This is a genomic window from Planococcus sp. 1R117A, from assembly GCF_051417975.1.
Taxonomy (GTDB): Bacteria; Bacillota; Bacilli; order Bacillales_A; family Planococcaceae; genus Planococcus; species Planococcus shenhongbingii.
Window position 1 is genome coordinate 356,825 of sequence record NZ_JBPRLO010000003.1, and the last position, 25,723, is coordinate 382,547.

The following is a 25,723-nucleotide window of genomic DNA, read 5'->3' on the forward strand; positions in this document are numbered from 1 at the left end:
CGTTTGCTGCGATTAATGGTTAAATTTCATCCTCATAAATTGCATATTCATCTTGATGTTCTAGTCTTAATACGCCGGCAGCTACTTCTTCAAGTGCTTTGCCGACCGATTTAGCTGAAACATAGCTGTCTAATTTTTCATCGCCGTGCTCGTGCAATTGACGCGCGCGCTTTGACGCAAGGGCAACCAGTGAGTACTTCGAATCAATCTCGTTTTTTAACTTATCAACGGATGGGTATAACATTAGGCATTCTCCTTTAGCATATCAAAATATCTTTTTTCTACACGTTCGCGTTTGCAATGCTCAGCAATAATAATGGCATTTATGCGATCACATGCGTTTTCAACCAAATCATTCTCAACCACATAATCATATAAATTCATCATTTCAAGCTCCTGGCGTGCAGCAAAAAGCCGGGACGCAATGACGTCATCCGTTTCCGTGCCTCGTCCAATGAGCCGTTCTTCCAATTCCGATAAACTTGGAGGAGCCAGGAAAATAAACAAGCCATCAGGAACTTTCGCACGTACTTGCGCAGCTCCTTGAACTTCAATCTCCAGGAATACATCCCGTCCGGCATCACGCATTTTGTTGACGTACTCAAGTGGCGTGCCATAATAATTCCCGACAAATTCAGCCCATTCCAGCAATTGATCCTGCTCGATCAACTCCTCGAATTCGCTTCGCGTCTTAAAGAAATAATCCACTTCATCCACTTCACCTTCGCGCGGGGCTCTGGTCGTCATCGAAATGGAATATTCATAATTGGTATTTGGCTGCGAGAACAGCTCTTTTCTTACAGTGCCTTTTCCGACACCCGATGGCCCTGATAATACAATCAGCAGTCCGCGTTGCTTTCTCATTTTATCCCTCATTCGTCTCATCATCATTTTCTTCCGCACGCGCAATCGCAGTTTCAGCCGATACAGAGGAAATTACCACATGGTCACTGTCCATGATGAAGATGGACTTGGTCTTTTTCCCTCCGGTCGCATCGATCAGCAAACCTTTGCTCCGTGCTTCTTGGATCAGCCGCTTAGACGGCGCAGAATCCGGTGTTATAATTGAAACGATCCGGTTCACTGAAACGGCGTTGCCGCCGCCAAGAGAAATAAATTTCACCGATTTCTTCATCCTTATCACCGCCATCGCAACTGATCTTCGTTGTTCGTTTTCTTTCTAACTGTCTTATTATATCATATTATACCGTGAAAATGATAAGATGGAACAAAACGATTTGAAAGAGGGATTTTTAATGGCATTTGATGGATTATTCACAAAAGCAATGACACGTGAGCTTCAACAACTTGTGTCAGGCAGAATTTCAAAAGTTCATCAGCCTAACCAGCTTGAACTGTTATTGCATATCCGCGCACAAGGAAAAAACCATAAATTACTGATTTCAATTCATCCTTCGTATTCGCGCATCCACTTGACAGCGGCGGCGAACATCAACCCATCCGAACCTCCGATGTTTTGCATGCTTCTCCGCAAACATATCGAGGGCGGTGTGATAACGGAAGTCATCCAGCATGAAATGGACCGTTTGGTCATTTTGAAAATCAAAAGCAAAAACGAAATCGGCGATGACATTGAAAGAGAGCTCCATATAGAAATCATGGGCCGCCATTCAAACATCATCCTGGTTGATGCAGAGCGTATGATGATTCTTGACAGCTTGAAGCATTTGCCGCCGAGCGTCAACTCCTTCCGTACGATTTTGCCGGGCCAGCCCTATGTATTCCCGCCTTCCCAAGAAAAGCAAAATCCATTCGAAGCTTCTAATGGCTTGGCAGAACTCGAAGAGAAGGAAATCGTCAGCACTTTTGCCGGATTCTCTCCATTAAATGCGCGCGAACTTTATTTCCGGATGGAACAAGCTGACAATAAAAAAGAAATCGCTGACCATTTTCTTCAGGACTTTCTGAAAGACCAGCCAACCGGCTACTACATAGAACTTGAAGGAAAAAGCTTTTTCTCCGCTACTCAACTGACGCATATCAATGGCACTGAAATGGTATTCCCAACGCTTGGGGAACTTCTTGACCGCATGTATTACGCCAAAGCGGAACGTGACCGCGTTAAACAGCAAGCAGGCGACTTGGAACGCTGGCTTCAAAATGAAATCGCCAAACTGAAATTAAAACTTAAAAAATTGAAAAAAGAACAAGACCAGGCGGAAAAACGTGATCAGCTGCAGTTGAACGGTGAATTGATCATGGCCAACCTCCATCGCATTACCAAAGGCACGAAAGAGATTGAAGTCGACAATTATTACAACGATGAAAAAGTCACCATCACACTTGATCCTAGGAAAACGCCGATCGAGAACTCGCAGAAATTTTATTCGCGCTACCAAAAAGCGAAAACCGCGTTAATAAAAACCCAAGAACAAATTGAAAAAACCATTGAAGACATCTACTATTTTGAAACCCTAATGCAGCAGGTCCAGCAAGCGGGGATTTCCGATATCGAAGAAATCCGGGAGGAACTGGCAGAACAGGGCTTCATGAAAGCACAGAAATCGAAGAAGAAGAAAAAATTGACAAAACCTTCCGTTGAATCGTATGTATCCAGCACCGGCGTCCCCATTTCTGTCGGCAAAAACAATAAACAAAATGATTATGTCACATTCAAAGTCGCCGCTAAGTCCGATACGTGGCTTCATACCAAAGATATTCCTGGATCGCATGTCATCATTCATTCAAATGAGCCTGATGAAACAACGATTATGGAAGCAGCGACGATTGCCGCCTACTTCAGTAAAGCTCGGGAGTCGAGTTCAGTTCCGGTCGATTACACAGAAGTTCGCCAAGTGAAAAAACCAAATGGTTCAAAACCCGGTTTTGTCATCTATTTTGAACAAAAAACCGTTTTTGTCACGCCTGATGAAGATTTGATCATTAAATTAAAAAATAAATGATATTGACGGGAAAGCTTCTGGCTCTCCCGTTTTTATTTGGAATACGCTCAGTAAAGGTTAATATACGCTCTTTAAACAAAAAAATGTGCACAGTAACAGTTAAAATAAGCTCGGTTAATCCTCAAATATGCTTCTGCACTTCTGTTAGTTTACATAACAAAATTATTATTAAACGAATTGATTGCATTGCTTGAATTCAAAGTAAATGCTATCTTTTTAAAGAACATAAATTTTGGGAGGCTTATACATATGATTACTTTTTTCAACAAGCCAAAATGGCTCGTGGCGACTACCGTCGCATCAATGGTTTTATTAGCAGGCTGCGGCAATAATAGCAGCGATACAGCAGAACCCGCTGAAACCAAAACAGCATGGGACGAAATTCAGGAACAAGGCTCCATGACGGTTGCGACTTCCGGAACACTTCTTGCCACTTCGTTCCGGGATGCCGAATCTGATGAATTGACCGGTTTTGAAGTGGAAGTCGTCCGCGAGCTGGGCAATCGCCTGGATTTGGATATTGAATTCAAAGAGCTTGGGTTTGACGAGATGCTGACAAGCGTCAACACTGGCCAAATCGATATCGCAGCAAACGACATCGAAATTTCGGAAGACCGTTTGGATAAATTCACCTTCTCTACGCCTATCAAATATTCTTATGGCACAGCAGTTGTCCGAAAAGATGATTTATCCGGCATCAAAACGCTGGAAGACTTGAAAGGCAAAAAAGCTGCTGGCGCTTCTACATCCATTTATATGGAACTTGCCCGAGACTACGGCGCTGAAGAAGTGACTTATGATAATGCGACAAATGAAGTGTATTTGCGCGATGTATCAATCGGCCGCACCGATGTCATTTTGAATGACTATTATTTGTCGAAGTTCGGAGTCGCTGCTTTTCCTGAGCTGAACATTACAATTCATCCTGACATCAAGTACAGCCCATCAGAAGTTGGCCTTGTAATGAATAAAGACAACACGGAACTTGCTGAAAACGTTAATAAAGTATTAGAAGAAATGCTGGCGGACGGAACGATTTCTAAGATTTCCGCCGAGTTTTTCGATGGTGCAGACGTATCGGTAAAACCGGATATTGAGTAAGTCATTAAAATGGAGGGTTTGTCATGAGTGATATTGAATGGGGGCTGCTCTTTGATCCGGCATTGGCGATTGAATCCCTTCCTTATGTATTGGAAGGCATCTGGTATACCTTGCTGATTTCGATAGTGAGCATGGGATTGGGACTGATTATCGGTTTTTTCCTGGCGCTTGCCCGCACTTCCAAACTCATCTTGCTTCAATGGCCGGCACGCCTCTATATCTCCTTTATGCGGGGCGTCCCGATTTTGGTCATTTTGTTTTTGCTGTATTTTGCCTTGCCGGTAATCGGCATCGAGTTCACCGCATTGCAGGCAGCTTTAATTGGCTTCACCATCAACTCCGCTGCCTATATCGCTGAAGTATTCCGGTCCTCATTAGCTTCAGTTGACAAAGGGCAATGGGAGTCATCAACTGCACTCGGCCTGTCCTACTGGCAAACGATGCAGCGGATTATACTGCCGCAGTCTGTCCGGATCGCCGTGCCTCCGCTTTCAAATGTTTTTCTGGACTTGATCAAAGCCTCTTCTTTAGCAGCGATGATCACGGTTCCAGAAATTTTTCAAAAAGCCCGAATCGTCGGGGCACGTGAATACGATTTGCTGACATTATTGATTCTAGTGGCGCTCATTTATTGGGCAATTTGTTCTGTCATGACCATTCTGCAAAATTATTTAGAAAAACGCTTTGCAGAATTTTTATGAAAAGTAAAATTCAATCGCAAAAAAGACTTCCCTTTCCGGAAGTCTTTTTTGCGTTAATGAGAAGCAGATTTCACTAGTTTTCTTTGTGTTCTCCTCTATCCTCATTTGGTAAGGCAATCCATGCGGATGCGCGGAACTACTTAAAAATAGAATTTTTCTACACGCATGACTTTTAATCCAGCACAAGAAGTGAAAGCTACAGGGCAGTATTTTCTCCACAAAAATAAAGCCAAAAGCTGCTTATTTTAAAGCATCCAGGCTGTCGAGAAACTCGTATATCCTTCTGTCATTTCGCTCCAGGGCGGACGCTTTCCGCGGGGTGCGGCCCTAAGCCTCCTCGCTCGCTAGCGCTCCCTGCGGGGTCTCAGGGCTCACACTATTCCCACAGGAGTCGCCGCCTTCCGCTACATTCACCTTCCTTTTACCACTTTTAAAGACTCTCGAAAAGAGGGACGGTTCAAGAAAGCTCTTTCTTGTTTGTTCAGACTCTCCAGATATGGAGCCAAACAGCGGAGAAAACCGTACTGCTCCTGCGCAAGCTCGTCGCAAAGACTTAGCCTCGCAAGCTTCGGCTAATGTCTTGCCTGCGGGATAGCGAGACAGCCGAGACTCTGCAACGCCCTTTCATGTTTCGAAGCTAGCGCAGCGATGCAGAAACAGGAGCGTAAGCGACGAAGCGGCTTGGCGCTCGCCCGCGGCGAAAAACCTATGCTCCTGCAGCGCTGCGCGCTTCGTCGCAAAGACGTGGCCTCACAACCCTCGGCCAATGTCTTCGCAGCTGGTTGGCGGAATATCGGTTAAAGGATCACCAATACAAGTTTTATCTTTCTCAACAAGCTGGCTGCTTATTTCAAAGCAGCTTCTGGCTGTTGCCCTTAACTTTGTTGTGGCATATAAATGACTTCCCAAAGATGCCCATCCACGTCCTGAAAACTCCAGCCGTACATATACTCATCGTCCATTCGATCATTAGAAGCTGTACCGCCTGCGGCAAGCGCCTTATTGACCATTTCATCCACTTCTTCCCGGCTATCCGCTGAAATCGCTGTAATGACTTCCGTGTTGCGAGTTGCATCCGTTAACTCTTTTTTCGTGAATGTCTTAAAAAAAGCCTCTGTTAATAGCATAACGTAAATGTTTTCTCCAACCATCATACAGGCGCCTTGCTCATTGGTCATTTCCTGATTAAATTCAAACCCCAGGCTGCTGAAAAAGTCTTTCGATTTTTGCAGGTCCTTCACTGGCAAATTCACATAGATTTCTTTAGCTTGCACTGCCATTTGTCCTCCTCCTTCCTTCCGAAATTTGTTATCTTTCTTATTCGATATAAGTTTTTATAAGTCCTTTAAAAATTGAAAAGAACAGCCATTTACGGCTGTTCTTAAAAAAGCAGATATTGGGTTCCAATAGAAAATGCATCTGTTGAGTATAGTCTTCAATGTTCCAACGACACTTGTCTGCTGAATAACTACTGTTTGCAAAGCAATCTCAGAAATACTTGCCTTTTAAAAATTTAAAAGAGGAGGTAGTTTAATATTTCAATTGATCATTCAAAATTTCCATTCCCTTTTCATAAAAACGTTCCATGTCTTCCCGAGGGACCAAGTTCCCGCCTGTCGCCCAGACAATATGGGTGATCATCTCTTCATTTAAGCCATGGTTTGTTATATAATCACTTCCCAACACTTCTCCTGGGCCTTTTAAGCCGGCAGTCGCAGAAGGTTCAACGGAGATGCCTTCACTGTCAGATAGCATTACGAGCAATTTAAACAATTCCCCGTCTTCCAAAGTGTAAACCCCGCTCACCAGCTTTTCGCTGATTGAAGAGGCAAAACTGGAAGGCCGGCCTACTGCCAATCCATCTGCTTCTGTCCGGTTATCGATGCCAAAATCCTGGACGCTGACTTTCTCTTTTTCGCCTGTCAGCAATCCGATCAATACCGCCGGCGAATGCGTCGGTTCCACAAAAAAGCAATGCACAGCATCACCAAAAACTTGTTTCAATCCAAATGTGATACCGCCAGGAGCACCGCCGACGCCGCATGGCAAATAGACAAATAAAGGATGATCCGCATCAACAGCAACTTGTTTTTCTTCAAGCTGCTGTTTCAAACGGAAAGCTGCGACGCTATAACCAAGAAATAGTTGTTTCGACTTTTCATCGTCTACAAAATAAGCATTTGGATCCGCTTGCGTCCGTTCCCTGCCAAGCGTTATCGCTTTGCTGAAATCCCCTTCACATTCATGAACAATGGCACCTTTTTGGCGAAGTAAGTCTTTTTTCCACTGCTTGGCATCCGATGACATATATACGGAGGTCTGAAAACCAAGCCTCGCACCTATAATGCCGATGCTGAGTCCCAAGTTTCCAGTAGATCCAACGCCAATCGAATAATTGCTGAAAAACTGCCTAAAAGCCGGTTTGGAAAACATTTCATAATTGTCCTCTTTTGAAATCAACCCTGCTTTTATTGCCAGTTGTTCTGCCAAATACAGTACTTCATACACGCCACCGCGAGCTTTAATCGATCCCGCTATCGGCAATTCGTTGTCGCATTTCAAGTATAAGTTTCCTTGTATATTCGCATGGTAATGTGCATTCAGCGCTTTTTTCATTTCTGTAATTTCTCTAAGCGGTGACTCGATGATGCCATCCGAAGGTTCCGCATCTTCGAATTCTTTAGCCAAAAAAGGTGCGAAACGCTGCCATAATAATTCCGCTTGTTCCATATCCTCCAAGGAAACTGCCATTGGCGGAACGTTATCCATAGAAGTTTGTTTCGGATTCTGCCAGAAAACCGGCCTTAAAGAAAGTACGTCCTCTAATAAAGGATATTGCTGTTTCCAATTGTTGATTTGCTGTTGAGTGACTTGCATGCATTTCATCCTTTCTATCTAAAGATGCTCTTTGCTTCTATCATACACGAAAATCAAATATTTTTTACTGAATTGAGTGTTTATTTTACTAAATCTGCTACTTGTACAAAATTGAAGCTGCGGCATTCTGCTTCTTCTCGCGCGGCAAAATCTCAAGCAGTTTATCCATCCGCAAGTCTGTCTTTCTATACAGATGATCAGTTTTACAGTTTTTTCATTTACTGTCCATTTAGAGCAAATACTGTCCGCTGAACCATAAATACTGTCCCCGAATGCCCTGTTACTGTCCGCAATCAACCAAATACTGTCCAACGAAAAAAAGCCGACCCAAAGGTCAGCTTCCCAACGTTCCTGCTTTCAAACTTTCATGCCAATCGGCAAGCATTGGCAAATCCTCTTCTGAAATGGCGTTCATTTCCATTGCTTCTTCTACAAGTGCCGGGAAATTCGTTAAGGTATGGAATGTATAACCGGCGCCAGTAATCGCTTCAATCGATTGCGGTAAATCATATGTAAATATCGCCACGATGCCAAGCACGTCGAAGCCAGCCGCTTTCAATCCTTCTGCTGCCTGCAAAACTGAACCGCCTTTGGAAATCAAATCTTCCACAACGACCACTTTTTTTCCGGCTTCCACTTTGCCTTCGATCATATTGCCTTGGCCATGTTCTTTCGCTTTCGAACGGACATAAACCATCGGCAAGTCCAACAAATCACTGACCCATGCCGCGTGGGGAATCCCAGCCGTTGCTGTACCAGCGACCACTTCACAGTCAGCGTAAAATTCATTGATCAGGCCCGCTAAACCTTTGGCGATTTCTTTTCGTACAGCCGGATAAGACATAGTCAGCCGATTGTCGCAATAGATTGGTGATTTAACGCCGGATGCCCAAGTGAATGGATCTTGGGGACGCAGCTCAACCGCCCCGATATTCAATAATTGTCTCGCGATATGTTGTTTCATGCTTGGCCGCTCCATTCGTTTTTAATTTGGTGATAACTTGCTGATGGATCTTCCGATTTAGTGATTGCCCGACCGACCACGATATGTGTAGAGCCTTGCTCGCGGGCTTTCCCCGGAGTCGCTACCCGTTTTTGGTCGTCCACTGCAGCGTTTGCCAAACGGATGCCCGGCGTGACTTTCAAAAATTCCTGCCCGCATACCTCGGAGATGCTGCTTGCTTCCAGAACTGAGCACACCACTCCATCCAGGCCAGCCCATTTTGCCAGTTTGGCATAATGCAGCACCGATTCTTCAAGGCTGACGTAAATTAATTGGTTTTCATGCATCTGCGATTCGTCGGTAGAAGTCAACTGAGTCACCGCAATCAGTTTTGTATCAGAACCTTTCAACCCGCGTTTAGCTGCCTCCATCATTTCAAGGCCGCCTGCTGCATGGACATTGGTTAAGTCTACGCCCAGTTTCGCTAACCCGCGCATCGCCGCTTCCACAGTGTTCGGGATATCATGCAGTTTCAAGTCCAGAAAAATCTGATGGCCCATCGCTTTGATGCTGCGCACCAGTTCCGGTCCTTCTTGATAGAAAAGTTCCATGCCGACTTTGACAAAAAGCGGTTCGTCGAACTTAGACAAAAATTCCTCTACTTGTTGTTTTGATGAAAAGTCTAGGGCAATAATGGGTTTGTTCACAGACGGTGGCTCCTTCCGACTAGTTCTTCAACGGTTTCATAACCGAGGTCATGCAATTTCTCCGGTAATTGACCGATGATTTCCGGGCACACGAACGGATTGACAAAGTTAGCCGTCCCTACTGCTACGGCATTGGCGCCGGCGGATAAAAAGTCAATGACGTCATCGATATCTGCAATTCCGCCCATTCCGATAATAGGCAAATCGGTTTGCTTCCGAACTTCATAAACCATGCGAAGTGCGACCGGTTTTACTGCGGGGCCGGACAATCCTCCGGTGATATTAGCAATGACCGGACGCCCAGTTTTTGCATCCAAGCGCATGCCAAGCAGCGTATTGATCATCGTGATGCCATCTGCCCCTCCTTCTTCAACCGCTTTGGCGATTGATACGATATCTGTGACGTTCGGAGATAATTTGATGTAAACCGGAACAGATGAAACGTCTTTTACGGCGCGCGTTAATTCTCTGGCGATATCCGGATCGGTTCCAAACGTAATGCCGCCTTGTTTGACATTCGGGCATGAAATATTGATTTCAAGTGCATGGACGTTCGGAGACTGGGAAATCGCCTTTGCTACTTCCACATAATCTTCTGTCGTGGTTCCTGCTACATTCGCGATGATCGGCACATCATATTGCTCGAGCCGCGTCAGTTCCTCACCCAGCACTTTTTCAAGGCCTGGATTCTGAAGCCCGATCGCGTTCAGCATGCCTGATGCCGTTTCGGCTACGCGCGGCGTCGGATTGCCGAGGCGCGTTTCGACCGTTGTCGCTTTGATCATAATGGCCCCGAGCTGTGATAAATCATAAAGCTGTGCATACTCCTTGCCGAAACCGAAACAGCCGGATGCCGGCATAATGGGATTTTTTAAATCAAGCCCTGGAAGTTTTACTGTTAAATTTGTCATGTAATCACTACCCCCGCTGGAAATACCGGTCCATCAGAACATACTTTGATGTAATCCATTTCACTTTTTGTCGTTCGGCAAACGCAGGCGAAACATGCGCCGATACCGCAGCCCATCCGCTGTTCATAAGACAGGAACCCTTGCTTCTCCGGGTAAGCCCATTGGACGGCTTCAAGCATCGGAGTAGGTCCGCAGCTGTAATACGTGTCAAAGTCCTTCGGCAGCTCATTTAAAATATGAGTCACAAATCCTTGCGTACCATGGGACCCGTCAACTGTCGCAATATGCGTGTCTCCCAGCGCCCGGAATTTGTCTTCGTAGAAAACAGCTTGTTTGCTTTCAAAACCGAGAATATGGACGGTTTCAATTCCTTTTTCATTCAGTTCTTTCGCTAACTCATAAAGGGGGGGGACACCGATGCCGCCGCCGATCAAATAGGCTTTTTGTTTAGCTTGCTCTACCGGAAAACCGTTGCCAAGCGGCCCAAGGATATCCACTGTGTCGCCGATTCTTTTCGCGGACAATAATGTCGTTCCTCTTCCTTCAGCCCGGTAAATCATGGTGAATTGAGAGTTTGCATAATCAATGGAAGCTACCGAAATCGGGCGACGCAGCAGCGGTTCAAAGCTTTCTGCTACTCGCACATGGACAAACTGACCCGGAGCTTTCATTTCCCCGGTCAATTCGCCTTTCACAGTCAATTCGAAAATGTGGTGGGCAATTTCCTGCTGATTAGCAACAACCATACGTTCTTGTTTAATCATACGCCAGCTCCCATTTCTTCTGCCGAAAATGTCATCGATTCGATGACGCGCAGCATCGCTTCTGCTGTGTCGAGTGACGTTAAGCAAGGGACTCCATTTTCCACGGATTCGCGGCGGATGCGGAAACCGTCCCGTTCCGGCTGTTTGCCTCTGGTCAATGTATTGATGACCAGCTGGGCATGGCCGTTCTGGATGACGTCGATCAGCGTCTTTCCTTCTGAACCGATTTTGCCGATTGTCGTAACTCGTACACCAGCTTCTTCCAATGATTTTGCAGTTCCTTCGGTAGCCATAATGTGGTAGCCGATGGCTGTAAAGCGTTTTGCCAGGCCTACTGCTTCTTCTTTATCTTTATCCGAAATCGTCATCAATACAGAGCCGTGGTCTTTAATTTCCATGCCAGCTGCGACAAGTCCTTTGTATAAAGCTTTTTCGAGTGTTGAATCTTTCCCCATGACTTCGCCTGTCGATTTCATTTCAGGTCCGAGCGTAATGTCTACGCGACGCAGTTTAGCAAAAGAAAACACCGGCACTTTTACGTAAACGCCTTTTGAAAGCGGTGCAAGCCCTGGCGTGAAGCCTTGATCGGTGATGCTTTGTCCAAGAATCGCTTTCATCGCGATATTGGCCATTGGAATCGCCGTAATTTTGCTCATGAATGGCACTGTCCGGCTCGAGCGTGGATTCACTTCGATCACGAACACTTCACCTTTCGAGATGACGTACTGGATATTCAGCAAGCCGACAATGTTCAAGCCTTTTGCCAGGCGAGTCGTATAGTCGACTAATGTATCGAGCAAATCTTGTGAAATGTTTTGCGTCGGGTAAACCGCAATTGAATCTCCGGAGTGGACTCCTGCACGTTCGATATGTTCCATGATCCCTGGGATCAACACATTCTCTCCGTCTGAAATGGCATCGACTTCGATTTCGATTCCTGTCAAATATCTATCAACAAGGACCGGATGTTCCGGGCTCGCTTCAACGGCATGCTCCATATAATGGCGCAGGTCCGTTTCGTTATAGACAATTTCCATCGCGCGTCCACCCAAAACGTACGAAGGGCGAACGAGTACCGGATAGCCGATGTCATTGGCGATGACAGCCGCTTCTTCTGCTGACACTGCTGTTTTGCCAAGCGGCTGTGGAATACCGATTTCATGCAAGGCTGCTTCGAATTTATTGCGGTTTTCTGCTCGGTCCAGGTCTTCAAGAGAAGTGCCAAGGATTTTCACGCCATTTTGTTCAAGCTTGTCAGCCAAGTTGATGGCTGTCTGCCCGCCAAACTGAACCACTACCCCTTTCGGCTGCTCTATTTCTACGATGTGCATGACATCTTCTACGGTCAAAGGCTCAAAGTATAATTTGTCTGAAATCGAGAAGTCCGTTGATACAGTTTCTGGATTGTTGTTGATGATGATTGCTTCGTATCCCGCTTCTTTGATGGCCCATACGGAATGCACAGTTGCATAGTCAAACTCGACGCCTTGCCCGATCCGGATCGGGCCAGATCCAAGGACGATGATGCTTTCTTTATCCGTGCGGATCGATTCATTTTCATCTTCATACGTGCCGTAGAAGTACGGTGTTTCCGACTCAAATTCCGCTGCACACGTGTCGACCATTTTATAGACCGGCATCAGCTTCTGCTCTTTGCGCCAGTTATAGACTTCCTGCTCCGATACATTCCATAATTTCGCGATGGTTTTATCCGCAAAGCCCATGCGTTTCGCTTTTTTCGCTGTTGCATAATCAAATCGGTTGTCGCTTAAGACATTTTCGTACTGGACGATATTGTGGAATTTCTTCAGGAAGAACAGGTCAATCTGGCTCCACTCATGGATGGTTTCAATTGTCACACCGCGGCGGAGTGCTTCCCCGATAAAGAACAAGCGCTCATCGCCCGCACGGCAAATGCGTTTTTGGATCCACTCATCGCTCATGGCATCAGCATTTTTCAAGTCAAGATGGAACTGGCCTGTTTCAAGAGACCGTACTGCTTTCAAAATCGCCTCTTCAAATGAACGGCCCATCGCCATGACTTCACCTGTCGCTTTCATTTGCGTACCCAAGTTGCGTTTTGCCGATTCGAACTTATCGAAAGGCCAGCGCGGAATCTTCGCAACTACATAATCCAGTGCCGGTTCGAATGAAGCGTAAGTGCGTCCGGTTACCGGGTTCATCATTTCATCCAGTGTCAATCCAACAGCAATTTTTGCGGCCAGTTTGGCAATCGGGTAGCCAGTCGCTTTCGACGCCAATGCCGAAGAACGGCTGACGCGCGGATTTACTTCGATGATGTAGTAATTAAAGCTGTCTGGATCTAGTGCAAGCTGGACGTTGCAGCCGCCTTCGATTTTCAAAGCCCGGATGATTTTCAATGAAACATTGCGCAGCATCTGGTATTCCCGGTCGGACAGCGTTTGGCTTGGTGCGACAACAATCGAGTCGCCAGTATGGATGCCGACAGGATCGACGTTCTCCATATTGCAGACAACAATCGCCGTATCATTGGCGTCCCGCATGACTTCATATTCAATTTCCTTAAGGCCGGCTATTGATTTTTCGAGCAGGCATTGTGTTACGGGGCTGTATTTCAAGCCGCTTGTGACAATTTCCTGCAGTTCTTCTGGCGTGTGGCAAATCCCGCCGCCAGTGCCGCCTAAAGTGAACGCTGGACGGACGATGACTGGGAATCCCACGCGTTCGACAAAAGTTTTCGCTTCATCCAGGTTATGGATGATATCTGAATCCGGAACCGGTTCTCCGAGTTCGTTCATCAATGTTCTGAACAAGTCACGGTCTTCTGCTTTATGGATGGCTTCCAGTTTCGTACCTAAAATTTCAATGCCCAGTTCATCCAAAATTCCGGACTCATCCAATTCAATTGCCATATTCAGTCCTGTTTGTCCACCAAGTGTCGGAAGTAAAGCATCTGGACGCTCTTTTCGAAGGATGCGGCTGACAAAATCGAGTGTAATCGGTTCGATATACACTTTATCTGCAATTTCTGTATCGGTCATGATTGTTGCCGGGTTGGAGTTGATCAGAATGACGCGGTAGCCTTCTTCTCTTAATGCCAAGCAGGCTTGCGTTCCGGCATAGTCAAATTCTGCAGCTTGTCCAATAACGATTGGACCTGATCCGATTACGAGTATACTTTGAATATCTTGTCTTTTAGGCATATTGCTGCTCCTTTCGAGTTGCGCTCATAATTTCGATAAAACGGTCGAACAGATAGTTTGAATCTTCCGGTCCAGGTGATGATTCCGGATGATATTGCACGGTGAACGCTGGGTAATCCAAGTGGGCGAGCCCTTCATTGGTGCCGTCGTTGATCGCTCTATGCGTTACTTTTAGGCGCGTGCCTTGCAAAGTATCTTCATCCACTGCATAGCCATGGTTTTGTGAAGTGATTTCCACTTTTCCTGTCGCCAAATCTTTTACCGGATGATTGCCGCCGCGATGGCCGAATTTCAATTTGAAGGTTTCAGCTCCGCAGGCACGGGCAAACAGCTGGTGGCCCAGACAAATTCCGAAAATCGGCACTTGGCCGAGCAGTTCCCGAACCACCTCGACACATTGTTCCACGTCTTTCGGATCTCCAGGACCATTTGATAACATGACACCGTCCGGACCCCAAGCCAAAATTTCTTGAGAAGTTGTGTTATAAGGGACAACGATCACGTCGCAATCCCGATTATTCAATTCGCGCAAGATGCCGTGCTTCATGCCGTAGTCAATCAGCACCACCCGTTTGCCGCGCCCAGGGCTTGGATAAGGGCGTGCGGTTGAAACCTGCTCCACTTGATTATTCGGCATTTCCGTCCCCTTAAGTTTTGCCACCACTTCATCGATGTTCACTTCTTCGCCTGCAGCTGTCAAAACCCCTTTGATAGAGCCTTTGGAACGAATCAGCCGCGTCAATTTGCGGGTATCAATTTCAGCAATTCCCGGAATATTTTTTATGCGGAATAAATCATCAAGCGTTGAGTTGCAGCGGAAATTGGATGGATATTCCGCAACTTCACGGACCACCATGCCTTTTACAGCAGGCTGGATTGATTCAAAATCATCGCTGTTGATGCCGTAATTGCCAATCAATGGATACGTCATGGTGACAATCTGTCCGCAGTAAGATGGATCTGATAAAATTTCCTGATACCCTGTCATGCTCGTGTTGAACACCACTTCGCCCACTGATGCAGTGTCGCTGCCGAATGCCGTACCTTCAAATACCGTTCCGTCTTCTAGAATTAAATACCGTTTCATTATTTTGTCTCCTCCTGCCATACGATTTGTCCACCGTAAATTGTCATTGCCGGCCATCCGATGCAGCTCCAGCCGCCGAATGGAGTATTTCTGCCTTTGGTTAAAAATTCATCGATTTGGATTGGCTGTTCTTTTTTCAAATCCAGCAGCACCAAATCAGCTGTTGTTCCAACTTCCATTGTTCCATAAGGCAGCCCGAATGTTTCGCTCGGTTTAATGGTCAGCCAGTCAATCAATTGCTGCAGCGTCCATTCACCGGTTTCGACGAACTTTGTATACAGCAGCGGAAACGCCGTTTCAAATCCCACGATACCAAACGGCGCTTTTTGCATGCCGTTCGATTTTTCTTCCAAGGTGTGCGGTGCATGGTCTGTCGCAATAAAGTCCAGCGTGCCGTCAAGCAGACCTTCGTGCAGCGCTTCTAAATCTTCTTTGGCACGAAGCGGCGGGTTCATTTTCCAGTTGGCGTCGTCTCCCGGAATATCGTCTTCCGACAGCAATAAATGGTGCGGCGTCACTTCTGCCGTTACGTGGATGCCTGCACGTTTTGCATCGCGGATGACACGGACTGATTCTTTCGTAGAAACGTGGCATACGTGATAATGTGCACCTGCTGCTTCCGCCAGCAGAATGTCCCGAGCAATATGAACCGATTCAGCGATCGATGGAATTCCTTTAAGCCCTAGTTCGCTGCTTCGTCTGCCTTCATGCATGACGCCGTCATATATCAGGCTATTGTCTTCACAATGTGCCACAACCGGCATATCGATTTTAGCAGCGTCCAGCATCGTTTCGTACATCATTCCCGCTTGCTGTATGCCGACTCCGTCATCAGTGAAAGCGAAAGCGCCGTTTTCTTTTAATTCCTGTAAGTTCGTGCGTTCTTTTCCGGCTTCCCGGATGGTGATGGAAGCATACGGCAAAACTCGGATAAGCGCATTTTTCTCAATCAAACCGTTGACATGCTGCAGATTTTCTTTCGAATCCGGCACTGGACGCGTATTCGGCATCGCACAGATTGTCGTATAGCCGCCTTTAGCTGCAGATTTTGTCCCGCTTTCGATTGTTTCTTTTTGCTCGCCGCCTGGTTCACGCAAATGCACATGAACGTCTACAAATCCTGGTGCGATCATCCGGCCTTTGCCGTCTATTTCATTTTCTCCATTAGGATTCAAATTAGCTCCAATTTCCTTAATCTTCCCCTGTGCCACCCGCACATCCGTCTCTGTTAGTTCTCCGTTTTCCAGCATCTTCACGTTTTTAATCAACAATTCCATTCTCATTCTCTCCCTTTTAATGCATATTCCAGTACAGCCATCCGGACAAAAACTCCGTTTGCCATTTGTTTGAATATCCGCGAACGTTCGCATTCTACTAAGCAATCCGCGATTTCAACTCCTCTATTGATTGGAGCCGGGTGCATAATGATTGCCGAGTCTTTCATTTTCCGTTCACGCTCAACGGTCAGGCCATATTGTGCGTGGTAGTTTTCTTTTGAGAACAAGGCGGATACCGCATGGCGTTCGTGCTGGACGCGCAGCATCATGACAACATCCGTATCTGCGAGAAAGTCGTCCAGGTTTTGCGACGTTTTGTAGTTGCCGCTCCATTCTTTTGGACATACGAACGAGACTTTGGCGCCGAGCTGTTCAAGTGCCGCTGCATTTGATTTTGCCACCCGGCTATGGGCGATGTCTCCAACTATCGTTACATGGATCCCTTCAAACCGGCCGAACTCCTGGTGGATGGTGTACAAGTCCAGCAATGACTGTGTCGGATGCTGCCCCGAACCATCGCCTCCGTTAATGATGGCGACATTGCAGCCTTTGAGTTCTTCATAATAAGCTTCTTCTTCGTGTCGGATAACGACTCCGTTCACGCCAATCGATTCAAAAGTTTTGACGGTGTCATACAAAGTTTCTCCTTTTTGGACGCTTGAAAATGCAGTTTCGAATGGCAGCACCGTCAACCCCATTTTATGTTCCGCCATTTCAAAACTCATTTTCGTCCGGGTGCTCGGTTCATAGAACAAGTTGACGATAGTGCCTGTCATTGGCTGTTGCTCGCCGCGCTCGAATTCTCCTGCCCGTTTCAGCAATTTCATGATGGTTGAATTTTTCAAGTTGTTCATTGTCAGTACGTTTGGCAAGTGGATCCCTTCCTTTCATAAAGAGAAACTTTATTCAGTGTGGGTTTTCTTCATCCCACTGAATATTAGTTGAACCAATCGGGTTTTATGGTCAGTTGATTTCCTACTTCGAGAAGCGGGAGTCTTACTGACTGTTAAAACCGGATAAAAAAACACCTTCCTGAAGGCAGGAAGGTGTGAGGAAATAAAGGCATAATTCGCCCTTGCTTCGACCCTTTCCATGCCTCTCTGGACATTCATTAAAAGGTGATTATTCAGTTCCGTGATCAATTTCGTCTTTATTGCGTCCTGGCAATATCAGATTCAGTAAAACGCCCACGATGGCTGCCAACGCCATTCCTTCGATTGAGAACGACTCGCTGAACTGGATTTTCGCTCCGCCGATCCCGATAACCAAGATAACCGAAGAAATGACCAGGTTCCGTTTGTCTCCAAAATTGATGCGGTTGTCTACCAGCATGCGCAGGCCGGATGATGCGATAATACCGAACAGCAGGATGGAGATGCCGCCTAAAACCGCTGTTGGAATGGTCTCGATGACTGCCATCAGTTTTCCAAAAAACGAGAACAAGATGGCAAACACGGCGGCGCCGATGATGACGTAGATGCTGAATACGCGCGTGATTGCAAGAACACCGATGTTTTCGCCGTAAGTTGTCTTCGGTGGCCCTCCGACAAAAGATGAAACCAATGTGCCCAGGCCGTCTCCAAGAATCGAGCGGTGAAGTCCGGGATCTTTTATGTAGTTCCGTTCAACTATTTTCCCAAGCACCAGCTGGTGGCCGATGTGTTCGGAGATCGTTACGATGGCAATCGGCACCATGACGAACAGCAGCGTCGGCGTTACGGTAAAGCTGTAGTCGATTCCCGGAATCAGAAAGTCCGGCACTTGGAACCAGTTTGCTTGATCAATCGGTGCATAATCGATAATTCCGATGGCTGCCGAGTACAGATACCCTGTAATGATGCCGATCAGGATTGGCATCAAGCTGATGATATTCTTAAAGTAAATATTACAGATGATGGCAGTTATTAATGTCACAAGTGCTGCAGAGAAATGTTTCATGCTATATTGGCTCACACCGTCTACCGTTATGTTCATCGCCATATCAACCGCCGTTCCTGACAATGCCAGTCCGATGACGATAATGACCGGCCCCACTACAATCGGCGGGAGCAGTTCCATCAGCCACCGGTAGCCGGTCTTCCAGATGATCAATGCGACGATGGCATAGACAAGCGACACAAACATCGCTCCGATCATTGCTGAACCGATGCCGCCGGTTTCTGTCGCAATGGTGATTGGCACAATAAACGCAAACGATGAACCGAGATAAGCCGGCACTTTGAATTGAGTGATAAGGATAAAAATGATAGTCGCGATGCCGCTTGTCAAAAGCGCAATCGCCGGGCTCAAGCCGACCAATTTTGGAACGAGGATCGTCGCACCGAACATGGCGAACATATGCTGTAGGCTCAATGAAATCCATTGGACCGTTTTCGGTTGATCTTGTACATCGAGTACTGCTTCATTCACGGTCATATCTCTCCATTTCTATTCGTGTATCGCTACACGATCGCTGCCGTCACTTTCTTCCATTTGAACGACGATGCGTTCGTTGCTTGATGTCGGGATGTTCTTGCCGACAAAATCCGCCCGGATCGGCAATTCCCGGTGGCCCCGGTCGATCAAGACAGCCAACTGGATCTGTGCCGGGCGGCCAAGATCCATGACAGCGTCCATGGCAGCTCTGACAGTTCTGCCTGTATACAGGACATCATCCACCAACACCACTTTTTTGTTTGAAATATTATGCGAGATGTCCACTTGCTGGACCAGCGGCTCCTGATTCTTGTTCTTGAGACTCAAATCATCCCGGTAAAGCGTAATGTCCAGCTCACCGGTTAAAATCGGCTTGCCTTCAATTTGTTCAATCTTTTCAGCGAGTCGCTTTGCAATGAATGCTCCTCTTGTTTTAATGCCGACCAAAATGCAATCGTCGATGCCTTTATTGCGTTCAATGATTTCATGGGCAATTCGGGTGATGGCTCGGGCAATCGCTTTTTCATCCAGTATGTCCGCTTTTTCTACCATGGACTCCACTCCTTTTCCAAATAAAAAACCTCTTGCCAGAGAGGCAAGAGGTTAGATGCGCAGAAAAATTCAGCATGGGAGACAGTCTCCCAGCCAGCGTAAATACCTTCTCGGCCTCTCTGGACCGTTTTTAAAGGTGTTGCTTATTCGATTTGTTTTTTTAAGTATAAAGAACAAGCTATTGCTTTGTCAATCTTTCTCTCGAAGAGATTCCAAAAGCTCAGAGAATTCCTCAGGCGCATCAGCGGAAAATTCAAGATATTCACCAGTTCGCGGATGATTAAAGCCGATGACTTCAGCATGCAGCGCCTGCCCGCCAATGTCCATCGTTTTTTTCGGTCCATACTTCGGGTCTCCAACTAATGGGAAACCAATATATTTCATATGAACACGGATCTGATGGGTGCGGCCTGTCTCCAAACGGCACTCAACCAATGTATAATTGCCGAAACGCTCCAGTACACGAAAATGCGTAATAGCATGTTTGCCTTTATCAATGACTGCCATTTTCTGGCGGTCTTTCACATCCCGGCCAATCGGTGCATCAATTGTCCCTTTATCATGCGGAATATGGCCATGGACAAGGGCCATGTATTTTCTGGTAACTGTCTTTTTCACTAACTGATCGACTAAAGAAGTATGGGCCATATCATTTTTGGCTACCATCAATAAGCCTGATGTATCTTTGTCGATACGGTGGACGATCCCAGGACGGGCAACGCCGTTAATGCCTGATAAATCCGTGCAATGGAACATAAGTCCATTTACAAGAGTGCCTCCTGCATGTCCCGGAGCCGGGTGAACCACCATTCCTCTTGGCTTATTCACGACCAGAACATCTGCATCTTCGTAGACGATTTCCAAATTTAAATCTTCTGGAATCACATCCAGCTCTTCCAGTAATGGCGGAGAGACAATAATGATGTCATCCATACGTACTTTGTAATTCGGTTTAACTGTTACGCCGTTCACTTTTACAGCGCCGTCTTTTACCCAGTTGGCGATTTGTGAGCGGGACCAGTCTTCGTCGATTGACGATACGGCTTTGTCAATCCGTTCGCCAGCCATTTCTTCTGTTATTTCTATTGTCAAATCTTCAATTTCCATTAAGACACCTTTTTCTTTTCTTGTTTTTCGTCAATGATGATAAATATGATCATCAGCACAACACCCACTGTCAATGCAGCATCCGCCACGTTAAAAATCGGGAAATCGTAATTGATGACAGGAATCAGCACATCCACAAAGTCTACGACTTCACCGCGCAGCATGCGGTCGATAAAGTTTCCGATTGCTCCGCCGAGCAGCACCATCAAACTTAGTTGAAATAAAGGTTTGCCGGTTGCGTGCTTATGAAAATACCAAACAATCCCGGCTACTACAGCCACTGTGATAATAGCGAACAGCCACATCTGCCCTTCCAGCATCCCCCAGGCAGCTCCGCGGTTCCGATGCGAAAGCCATCCAAGATACGGGTCCATGACAGAGATCCGTTCACCCAGTTCCATATTTTTTACTACCAGCCATTTGGTCCACTGATCCAGTACAACAATCAGCAGTGCAATCCCATAATAAATAATAAACATGTGTTTCCCCCGTCAATTCATCAGTCAGTTTATTTTACCACATACCGACTTAAAAAAGGAAACTGCCTGAAATGTCACATTTGATAAGTTAAGTATCTTGTCTTCACTTGCCAATATTCCGAAAGCCACTACCCACTAAACAGCAAACTGTCACAACTAAAGCAAACAAAAAAGCTGCCAGGGTTTCTCCCGGCAGCTTTCCAGTATTCATATTATGCGTATTGTTTTTCGACGACGCTTGCACAACGCGGGCATAATGCCGGATGTGATTCGTTTTTGCCGATTTCTTCAGAGATTGTCCAGCAGCGTTCGCATTTTTCGCCTGCGGCTTTCTCAACAACCACTGCAACTTCGTTCAATTTCAAAGCATGTTCTGGTGCTTGGTCAATCGTCCCGCCAAACTCGTATTGAGACACGATGAACAATTGAGCAACGTTTTCGTCCACAGATGAAAGTAAGCTGTTTACTTCTTCTGTGCCATAAACGGTCACTTTCGCTTCGAGTGATTTCCCGATAGTTTTCGCGGCACGGGCTTCTTCTAGCGCTTTTAGCACATCATCGCGGACATCCATAAAGTTCGCCCATTTCACTTCAAGATCTGCAAATGCTGGGTTCATTTCACTTTCCGGGAAATCAGTCAGCTGAACGCTTTCTTCTTCCACGAATCCTAAATAGCCCCACATTTCATCAGTAGTATGCGGAATGATTGGCGTAGCTAATTTCAAGATGGCCATCAACGAATCGAACATAACGGTCTGCATAGCACGGCGATGCGGATGATCAGCAGCTTCGATATAAACGACGTCTTTTGCGACATCCAAATAGAATGAACTTAAATCGTTTGCGCAATAACCATTTAATGCATGGTAGATTGATGAGAAATCATACGCTTCATAACCTTTGCGAGCCGTTTCAATCATTTTCTGCAATTTCATGACCATGTACTGATCCATCTCACGCATATCTTCAAATGCCACACGGTTTTCTTTTTCGTTGAAATCCGCCAAGTTGCCGTGAAGGAATTTCAGCGTATTGCGGATTTTGCGGTAAACTTCAGAAACTTGCTTGAAGTTATCATCAGATACGCGTACATCAGCCGTGTAATCAACAGAAGCTACCCAAAGGCGAAGAATATCTGCACCCATCTGGTTCATTACTTTAGCAGGAACGATAACGTTCCCTAAAGATTTACTCATTTTGCGGCCATTTCCATCAAGCGTGAAGCCGTGGCTTAACACTCCTTTGTATGGAGCGATGCCATTAATCGCAACACTGGTTGTCAATGATGAGTTGAACCATCCGCGGTATTGGTCAGAGCCTTCCAAGTACAAGTCTGCTGGATATTGAAGATCTTCCCGTTCTTCAAGCACACCTTGGTGTGAAGAACCCGAGTCGAACCATACGTCCATGATATCCGTTTCTTTGACGAAAATTCCATTTGGGCTGCTTGGATGCGTGAATCCCGGTGGCAATAATTCTGCTGCCGGACGTTCAAACCAGATATTTGATCCGTTTTCGCGGAACAAGTCAGCGATATGAGAAATTGTTTCTTTTGTGATGATTGGATCACCGTTTTCCGCATAGAATACCGGAATCGGTACTCCCCATACACGCTGGCGGGAAATATTCCAGTCTCCGCGGTCACGCAGCATATTGAATAGGCGCGTCTCGCCCCATGCCGGAGTAAAAGTTGTTTCATTAATCGCTTTCAGGATTTGGTCACGGAACGCTTCGATGGAAACGAACCACTGGGCAGTCGCACGGTAGATAACCGGTTTTTTGGTCCGCCAGTCATGTGGATAAGAGTGCGTGATGAATACCAAATGTTCAAGTGCGCCTGCTTCGTTCAACGCTTCAGTAATGGATTTATTGGCTTTATCATAGAACTGGCCTTCGAATCCTGGAGCTTCTGCTGTCATTATGCCTTTTTCATCAACCGGACAAAGAACGTCTAAGCCGTATTTCTTGCCTACCAAAAAGTCGTCTTCCCCGTGTCCTGGAGCAGTATGAACGAATCCAGTACCGGAATCGGTCGTGACGTGTTCACCAAGCATCATCAATGAAGTGCGGTCATATAGCGGGTGCTTTGTCAGAATATGTTCCAACTGGGCCCCTTTGAATTCGCGAACTACTTCATAATCCGTCCACTCTACTTCTTTTGCCACTTCTTCTAATAAATCTTGTGCCACCATGTACAATTCGTTATTTACAGAAACCTCAACATAGTTGAAGTCAGCATGTGCCGTGATTCCAAGGTTTGCCGGGATTGTCCAAGGAGTAGTTGTCCAGATCAGAACTTTCGTCCCTTCTGCTAAAACACCTTTTCCGTCAACAACCTTGAACGAGATATAGATCGAAGGAGATTTCTTATCCTGATACTCGATTTCCGCTTCTGCCAGTGAAGATTCACTTGATGGCGACCAGTAAACCGGTTTTAACCCTTTATAAATATAGCCTTTGTTTGCCATTTTACCGAATACTTCAATTTGGCGTGCTTCATAAGAAGGTTTTAAAGTAACATAAGGATTTTCCCAATCGCCCCGGACACCAATCCGCTTGAATTGCTCGCGCTGGTTGTCGATTTGCTCGTAAGCATATTCTTCGCAGAGTTTACGGAACTCCGCAAGAGACATTTCTTTGCGGTTAACCCCTTTATTGGTCAAAGCCTGTTCAATCGGCAATCCATGGGTGTCCCAGCCTGGCACGTATGGTGCATGGAATCCCATCATCGAACGTGAACGGACGATCATATCTTTTAATACTTTGTTAAGGGCATGGCCCATATGAAGGTCGCCGTTGGCATATGGAGGCCCATCATGAAGAATGAAGAAAGGGCGGCCTTTCGTGCGCTCCAGCGACTTTTGGTAAATATTCATTTCTTCCCATTTCTTCTGCATTTCCGGTTCCCGGTTCGGCAAGTTGCCGCGCATCGGAAAATCTGTTTTCGGCATCAATAATGTATCTTTATATTCCATTGTAATTCCTCCTGTAGACATAATAAAAAGCCTCCCATCCCTGGAAAGGGACGAGAAGCTAAACTCGCGGTACCACCCTTGTTGCAGCTTATTGCTGCCACTCGAACACCGTAACGTGGTGGAAACGGAATTGGATACTCAATCGGTTCACCAATTCTGCTCAAGAGTGATTTTCCTCAACATATTCTTCATCAGGCTCGCACTGTCCCTGACTCGCTTTATCGAATTATAAAGAGTACTGTCTCCGTCAACGCTTTTTAATATATGACGTAATTATAGAAGTTAGATGTTCTTGCGTCAAGCTCAGTAAACTTCTTTCTTTTCTTCCAGTTTATCCAGGTTGGTCGTATCGATATCATACTCCATCAATGTTTCCCAATCATCTGTGTCAATCAAGTCCAATTGAGCTTCCACAAGCATTCTGAAACGGCTGCGGAACACTTTTGACTGCTTCTTCAACTCATCGATTTCCATCGCAATGCGGCGGGCTTTTGTCAATGATTCATTGACAATGCGATCCGCATTCTTTTCAGCTTCACGAATAATAAGTTTCGCTTCTTTCTGCGAGTTCCGGCGAACTTCTTCAGCAGCTTCCTGTGCAACAACAATTGATTTTTGAAGAGTGGATTCGATCGTTGTAAAATGGCCGACACGTTCGTCTGTCTGTACCAAACGATCCTCTAATTCTTTCTTTTCTCTTATCAATAATTCGTAGTCTTTGATGATTTGGTCCAGGAATTCGTTTACTTCGTCTTCCTGATATCCTCTAAATCCTCTGCTAAACTCTTTATTATGTATATCCAGCGGGGATAATGGCATTTAGGGCACCTCTCCTTAATTATCTTCGTTTCTTTACATTATACAGTCCGTAGCAGTAAATATCAGTAATATTTCGCATTTTTTCAAACTGCCTATTTGTTATTCTCTAATCGGCCAATCAACAGACGGATTTTATCCTTCTTGGTACGGCCTTCGATTTCCACCATTTTAACACGTCCATACCCACGAGATGATATCATATCCGATTCATTCAATTCAAATGCCGGCTGTTCTTGGACGGTCCAATTCACTTTTACTTTGCCTCCAGAGATTAAAGCAGCCGCTTTTTGGCGGGAAATATTATAGACTGAACTAATGACCGTATCGAGGCGCAGAGAGCTGACTGTATGGCTTTCTTCCGTCCATTCTTCTGTCACATTTATAAAGTCGCTGTCAGAACTTACCTCTTCTAAATGCACTTTCACTTTTGCAGCCGTTGTAAAATTCGCCTGCAAGTATGCACTGACTTCATCGGCGACGGCAATCTGAATCTGCTGGCCCTTGATTCGGATGTCACCATACTTGCTGCGATCGAGGCCGATCGACATCATGGAGCCTAATATATCCGGATGCTGGAGAGTAACAAATTTGGTCGGGTAATTCAATTCAAATACCGTGATCTGAAAATCCTCTTTTTGCACTTCATAATAAGATGGATACAACAACACACGCTGTCTTTCGGCGTCTTCAAACAATCCCGATGCGGCCATTTGGATATCACTTGAACCTCCGATGACAGAAGTTACGATAAATCGCTGGCGCGGATCAAGAAAATCAGTCAGCTTAGGCGTGTAGCGGTCTTCTACATCAATCATCCAGCCAGCGACTTGTTCAATGAACGGCTGCTCGTCTTTTCTGAAATGCTGAAATAATGAATCCATGGGAATGGCTCCTTTACG

Annotated in this window: 23 protein-coding genes and 1 other annotated feature; of the genes, 3 read left to right on the plus strand and 20 right to left on the minus strand. The window is 46.0% G+C overall.

Annotated features, from left to right (window positions below):
• Positions 1 to 19: 19 nt before the first annotated feature.
• From rpoZ to ACSFXN_RS11530, 3 genes are read right to left on the minus strand one after another with little or no spacing between them, the layout of a single operon-like run.
• Positions 20 to 244 (minus strand): DNA-directed RNA polymerase subunit omega, encoded by a 225-nt coding sequence (gene rpoZ / locus ACSFXN_RS11520; RefSeq protein WP_300989643.1) that lies wholly within the window; start codon positions 242 to 244, stop codon positions 20 to 22.
• On the minus strand, positions 244 to 864 hold the full coding sequence (gene gmk / locus ACSFXN_RS11525) for a guanylate kinase (protein WP_437150249.1): 621 nt from the start codon (positions 862 to 864) through the stop codon (positions 244 to 246). The genes rpoZ and gmk overlap by 1 nt, the downstream gene beginning before the upstream one ends.
• Position 865: 1 nt before the next feature.
• Positions 866 to 1,135: an extracellular matrix/biofilm biosynthesis regulator RemA family protein gene (locus ACSFXN_RS11530; RefSeq protein ID WP_437150250.1), complete on the minus strand. Its 270-nt coding sequence runs from the start codon at positions 1,133 to 1,135 to the stop codon at positions 866 to 868.
• A 121-nt stretch (positions 1,136 to 1,256) separates the two neighbouring features.
• On the opposite strand from ACSFXN_RS11530, the gene ACSFXN_RS11535 reads away from it, so the two are divergent.
• The 3 genes from ACSFXN_RS11535 (at position 1,257) to ACSFXN_RS11545 (ending at position 4,726) form a co-directional block, all read left to right on the plus strand.
• Positions 1,257 to 2,924 carry an Rqc2 family fibronectin-binding protein gene (locus ACSFXN_RS11535; RefSeq protein ID WP_437150252.1) on the plus strand — a complete coding sequence of 556 codons (1,668 nt, stop codon included), beginning with the start codon at positions 1,257 to 1,259 and terminating at the stop codon, positions 2,922 to 2,924.
• 249 nt (positions 2,925 to 3,173) lie between these two features.
• A complete protein-coding gene (locus ACSFXN_RS11540; protein ID WP_437150253.1) occupies positions 3,174 to 4,025 on the plus strand; it encodes a transporter substrate-binding domain-containing protein in 852 nt (283 codons plus the stop codon).
• A gap of 23 nt (positions 4,026 to 4,048) precedes the next feature.
• A complete protein-coding gene (locus tag ACSFXN_RS11545) occupies positions 4,049 to 4,726 on the plus strand; it encodes an amino acid ABC transporter permease (protein WP_437150255.1) in 678 nt (225 codons plus the stop codon).
• 875 nt (positions 4,727 to 5,601) lie between these two features.
• Here the strand turns inward: ACSFXN_RS11545 and ACSFXN_RS11550 are convergent.
• The 17 genes from ACSFXN_RS11550 to ACSFXN_RS11630 all read right to left on the minus strand — a co-directional run bounded on the left by ACSFXN_RS11550 (position 5,602) and on the right by ACSFXN_RS11630 (position 25,705).
• A complete protein-coding gene (locus tag ACSFXN_RS11550; protein WP_437150256.1) occupies positions 5,602 to 6,006 on the minus strand; it encodes a VOC family protein in 405 nt (134 codons plus the stop codon).
• 250 nt (positions 6,007 to 6,256) lie between these two features.
• The gene (locus ACSFXN_RS11555) at positions 6,257 to 7,603 is read right to left on the minus strand and encodes a D-serine ammonia-lyase (RefSeq protein ID WP_437150257.1); all 1,347 of its coding nucleotides are present in this window, start codon (positions 7,601 to 7,603) and stop codon (positions 6,257 to 6,259) included.
• A gap of 334 nt (positions 7,604 to 7,937) precedes the next feature.
• Complete coding sequence (gene pyrE / locus ACSFXN_RS11560) at positions 7,938 to 8,567, minus strand: orotate phosphoribosyltransferase (protein WP_437150258.1); 630 nt, start codon at positions 8,565 to 8,567, stop codon at positions 7,938 to 7,940.
• Positions 8,564 to 9,253 (minus strand): orotidine-5'-phosphate decarboxylase, encoded by a 690-nt coding sequence (gene pyrF / locus ACSFXN_RS11565; RefSeq protein WP_437150260.1) that lies wholly within the window; start codon positions 9,251 to 9,253, stop codon positions 8,564 to 8,566. The genes pyrE and pyrF overlap by 4 nt, the downstream gene beginning before the upstream one ends.
• Entirely contained in the window at positions 9,250 to 10,164 is a 915-nt protein-coding gene (locus tag ACSFXN_RS11570; protein WP_437150261.1) for a dihydroorotate dehydrogenase, read from the minus strand. The genes pyrF and ACSFXN_RS11570 overlap by 4 nt, the downstream gene beginning before the upstream one ends.
• Positions 10,161 to 10,928: a dihydroorotate dehydrogenase electron transfer subunit gene (locus tag ACSFXN_RS11575; protein ID WP_437150263.1), complete on the minus strand. Its 768-nt coding sequence runs from the start codon at positions 10,926 to 10,928 to the stop codon at positions 10,161 to 10,163. Before ACSFXN_RS11575 ends, ACSFXN_RS11570 begins: the two co-directional genes overlap by 4 nt.
• Complete coding sequence (carB, locus tag ACSFXN_RS11580) at positions 10,925 to 14,113, minus strand: carbamoyl-phosphate synthase large subunit (protein ID WP_437150264.1); 3,189 nt, start codon at positions 14,111 to 14,113, stop codon at positions 10,925 to 10,927. The genes ACSFXN_RS11575 and carB overlap by 4 nt, the downstream gene beginning before the upstream one ends.
• A complete protein-coding gene (locus ACSFXN_RS11585; RefSeq protein WP_437150474.1) occupies positions 14,106 to 15,203 on the minus strand; it encodes a carbamoyl phosphate synthase small subunit in 1,098 nt (365 codons plus the stop codon). Before ACSFXN_RS11585 ends, carB begins: the two co-directional genes overlap by 8 nt.
• Positions 15,200 to 16,477 carry a dihydroorotase gene (locus tag ACSFXN_RS11590; protein ID WP_437150265.1) on the minus strand — a complete coding sequence of 426 codons (1,278 nt, stop codon included), beginning with the start codon at positions 16,475 to 16,477 and terminating at the stop codon, positions 15,200 to 15,202. Before ACSFXN_RS11590 ends, ACSFXN_RS11585 begins: the two co-directional genes overlap by 4 nt.
• 2 nt (positions 16,478 to 16,479) lie before the next feature.
• Positions 16,480 to 17,349 carry an aspartate carbamoyltransferase catalytic subunit gene (locus ACSFXN_RS11595; protein WP_437150266.1) on the minus strand — a complete coding sequence of 290 codons (870 nt, stop codon included), beginning with the start codon at positions 17,347 to 17,349 and terminating at the stop codon, positions 16,480 to 16,482.
• A gap of 250 nt (positions 17,350 to 17,599) precedes the next feature.
• Positions 17,600 to 18,886 carry a solute carrier family 23 protein gene (locus ACSFXN_RS11600; RefSeq protein ID WP_437150267.1) on the minus strand — a complete coding sequence of 429 codons (1,287 nt, stop codon included), beginning with the start codon at positions 18,884 to 18,886 and terminating at the stop codon, positions 17,600 to 17,602.
• Between the two features lie 18 nt (positions 18,887 to 18,904).
• Positions 18,905 to 19,444 (minus strand): bifunctional pyr operon transcriptional regulator/uracil phosphoribosyltransferase PyrR, encoded by a 540-nt coding sequence (gene pyrR / locus ACSFXN_RS11605; protein ID WP_437150268.1) that lies wholly within the window; start codon positions 19,442 to 19,444, stop codon positions 18,905 to 18,907.
• A gap of 189 nt (positions 19,445 to 19,633) precedes the next feature.
• The gene (locus ACSFXN_RS11610; RefSeq protein WP_437150475.1) at positions 19,634 to 20,545 is read right to left on the minus strand and encodes an RluA family pseudouridine synthase; all 912 of its coding nucleotides are present in this window, start codon (positions 20,543 to 20,545) and stop codon (positions 19,634 to 19,636) included.
• 5 nt (positions 20,546 to 20,550) lie between these two features.
• Positions 20,551 to 21,030 carry a signal peptidase II gene (gene lspA / locus ACSFXN_RS11615; protein ID WP_437150269.1) on the minus strand — a complete coding sequence of 160 codons (480 nt, stop codon included), beginning with the start codon at positions 21,028 to 21,030 and terminating at the stop codon, positions 20,551 to 20,553.
• Between the two features lie 212 nt (positions 21,031 to 21,242).
• Complete coding sequence (ileS, locus tag ACSFXN_RS11620; protein WP_437150270.1) at positions 21,243 to 24,005, minus strand: isoleucine--tRNA ligase; 2,763 nt, start codon at positions 24,003 to 24,005, stop codon at positions 21,243 to 21,245.
• Positions 24,006 to 24,048: 43 nt separating this feature from the next.
• Positions 24,049 to 24,265, minus strand: a binding site (T-box leader).
• A 43-nt stretch (positions 24,266 to 24,308) separates the two neighbouring features.
• Complete coding sequence (locus ACSFXN_RS11625) at positions 24,309 to 24,824, minus strand: DivIVA domain-containing protein (RefSeq protein ID WP_437150271.1); 516 nt, start codon at positions 24,822 to 24,824, stop codon at positions 24,309 to 24,311.
• Between the two features lie 92 nt (positions 24,825 to 24,916).
• Positions 24,917 to 25,705, minus strand: coding sequence for an RNA-binding protein (locus ACSFXN_RS11630; protein WP_437150272.1), 789 nt, complete (start codon positions 25,703 to 25,705; stop codon positions 24,917 to 24,919).
• Between the last annotated feature and the right edge of the window lie 18 nt (positions 25,706 to 25,723).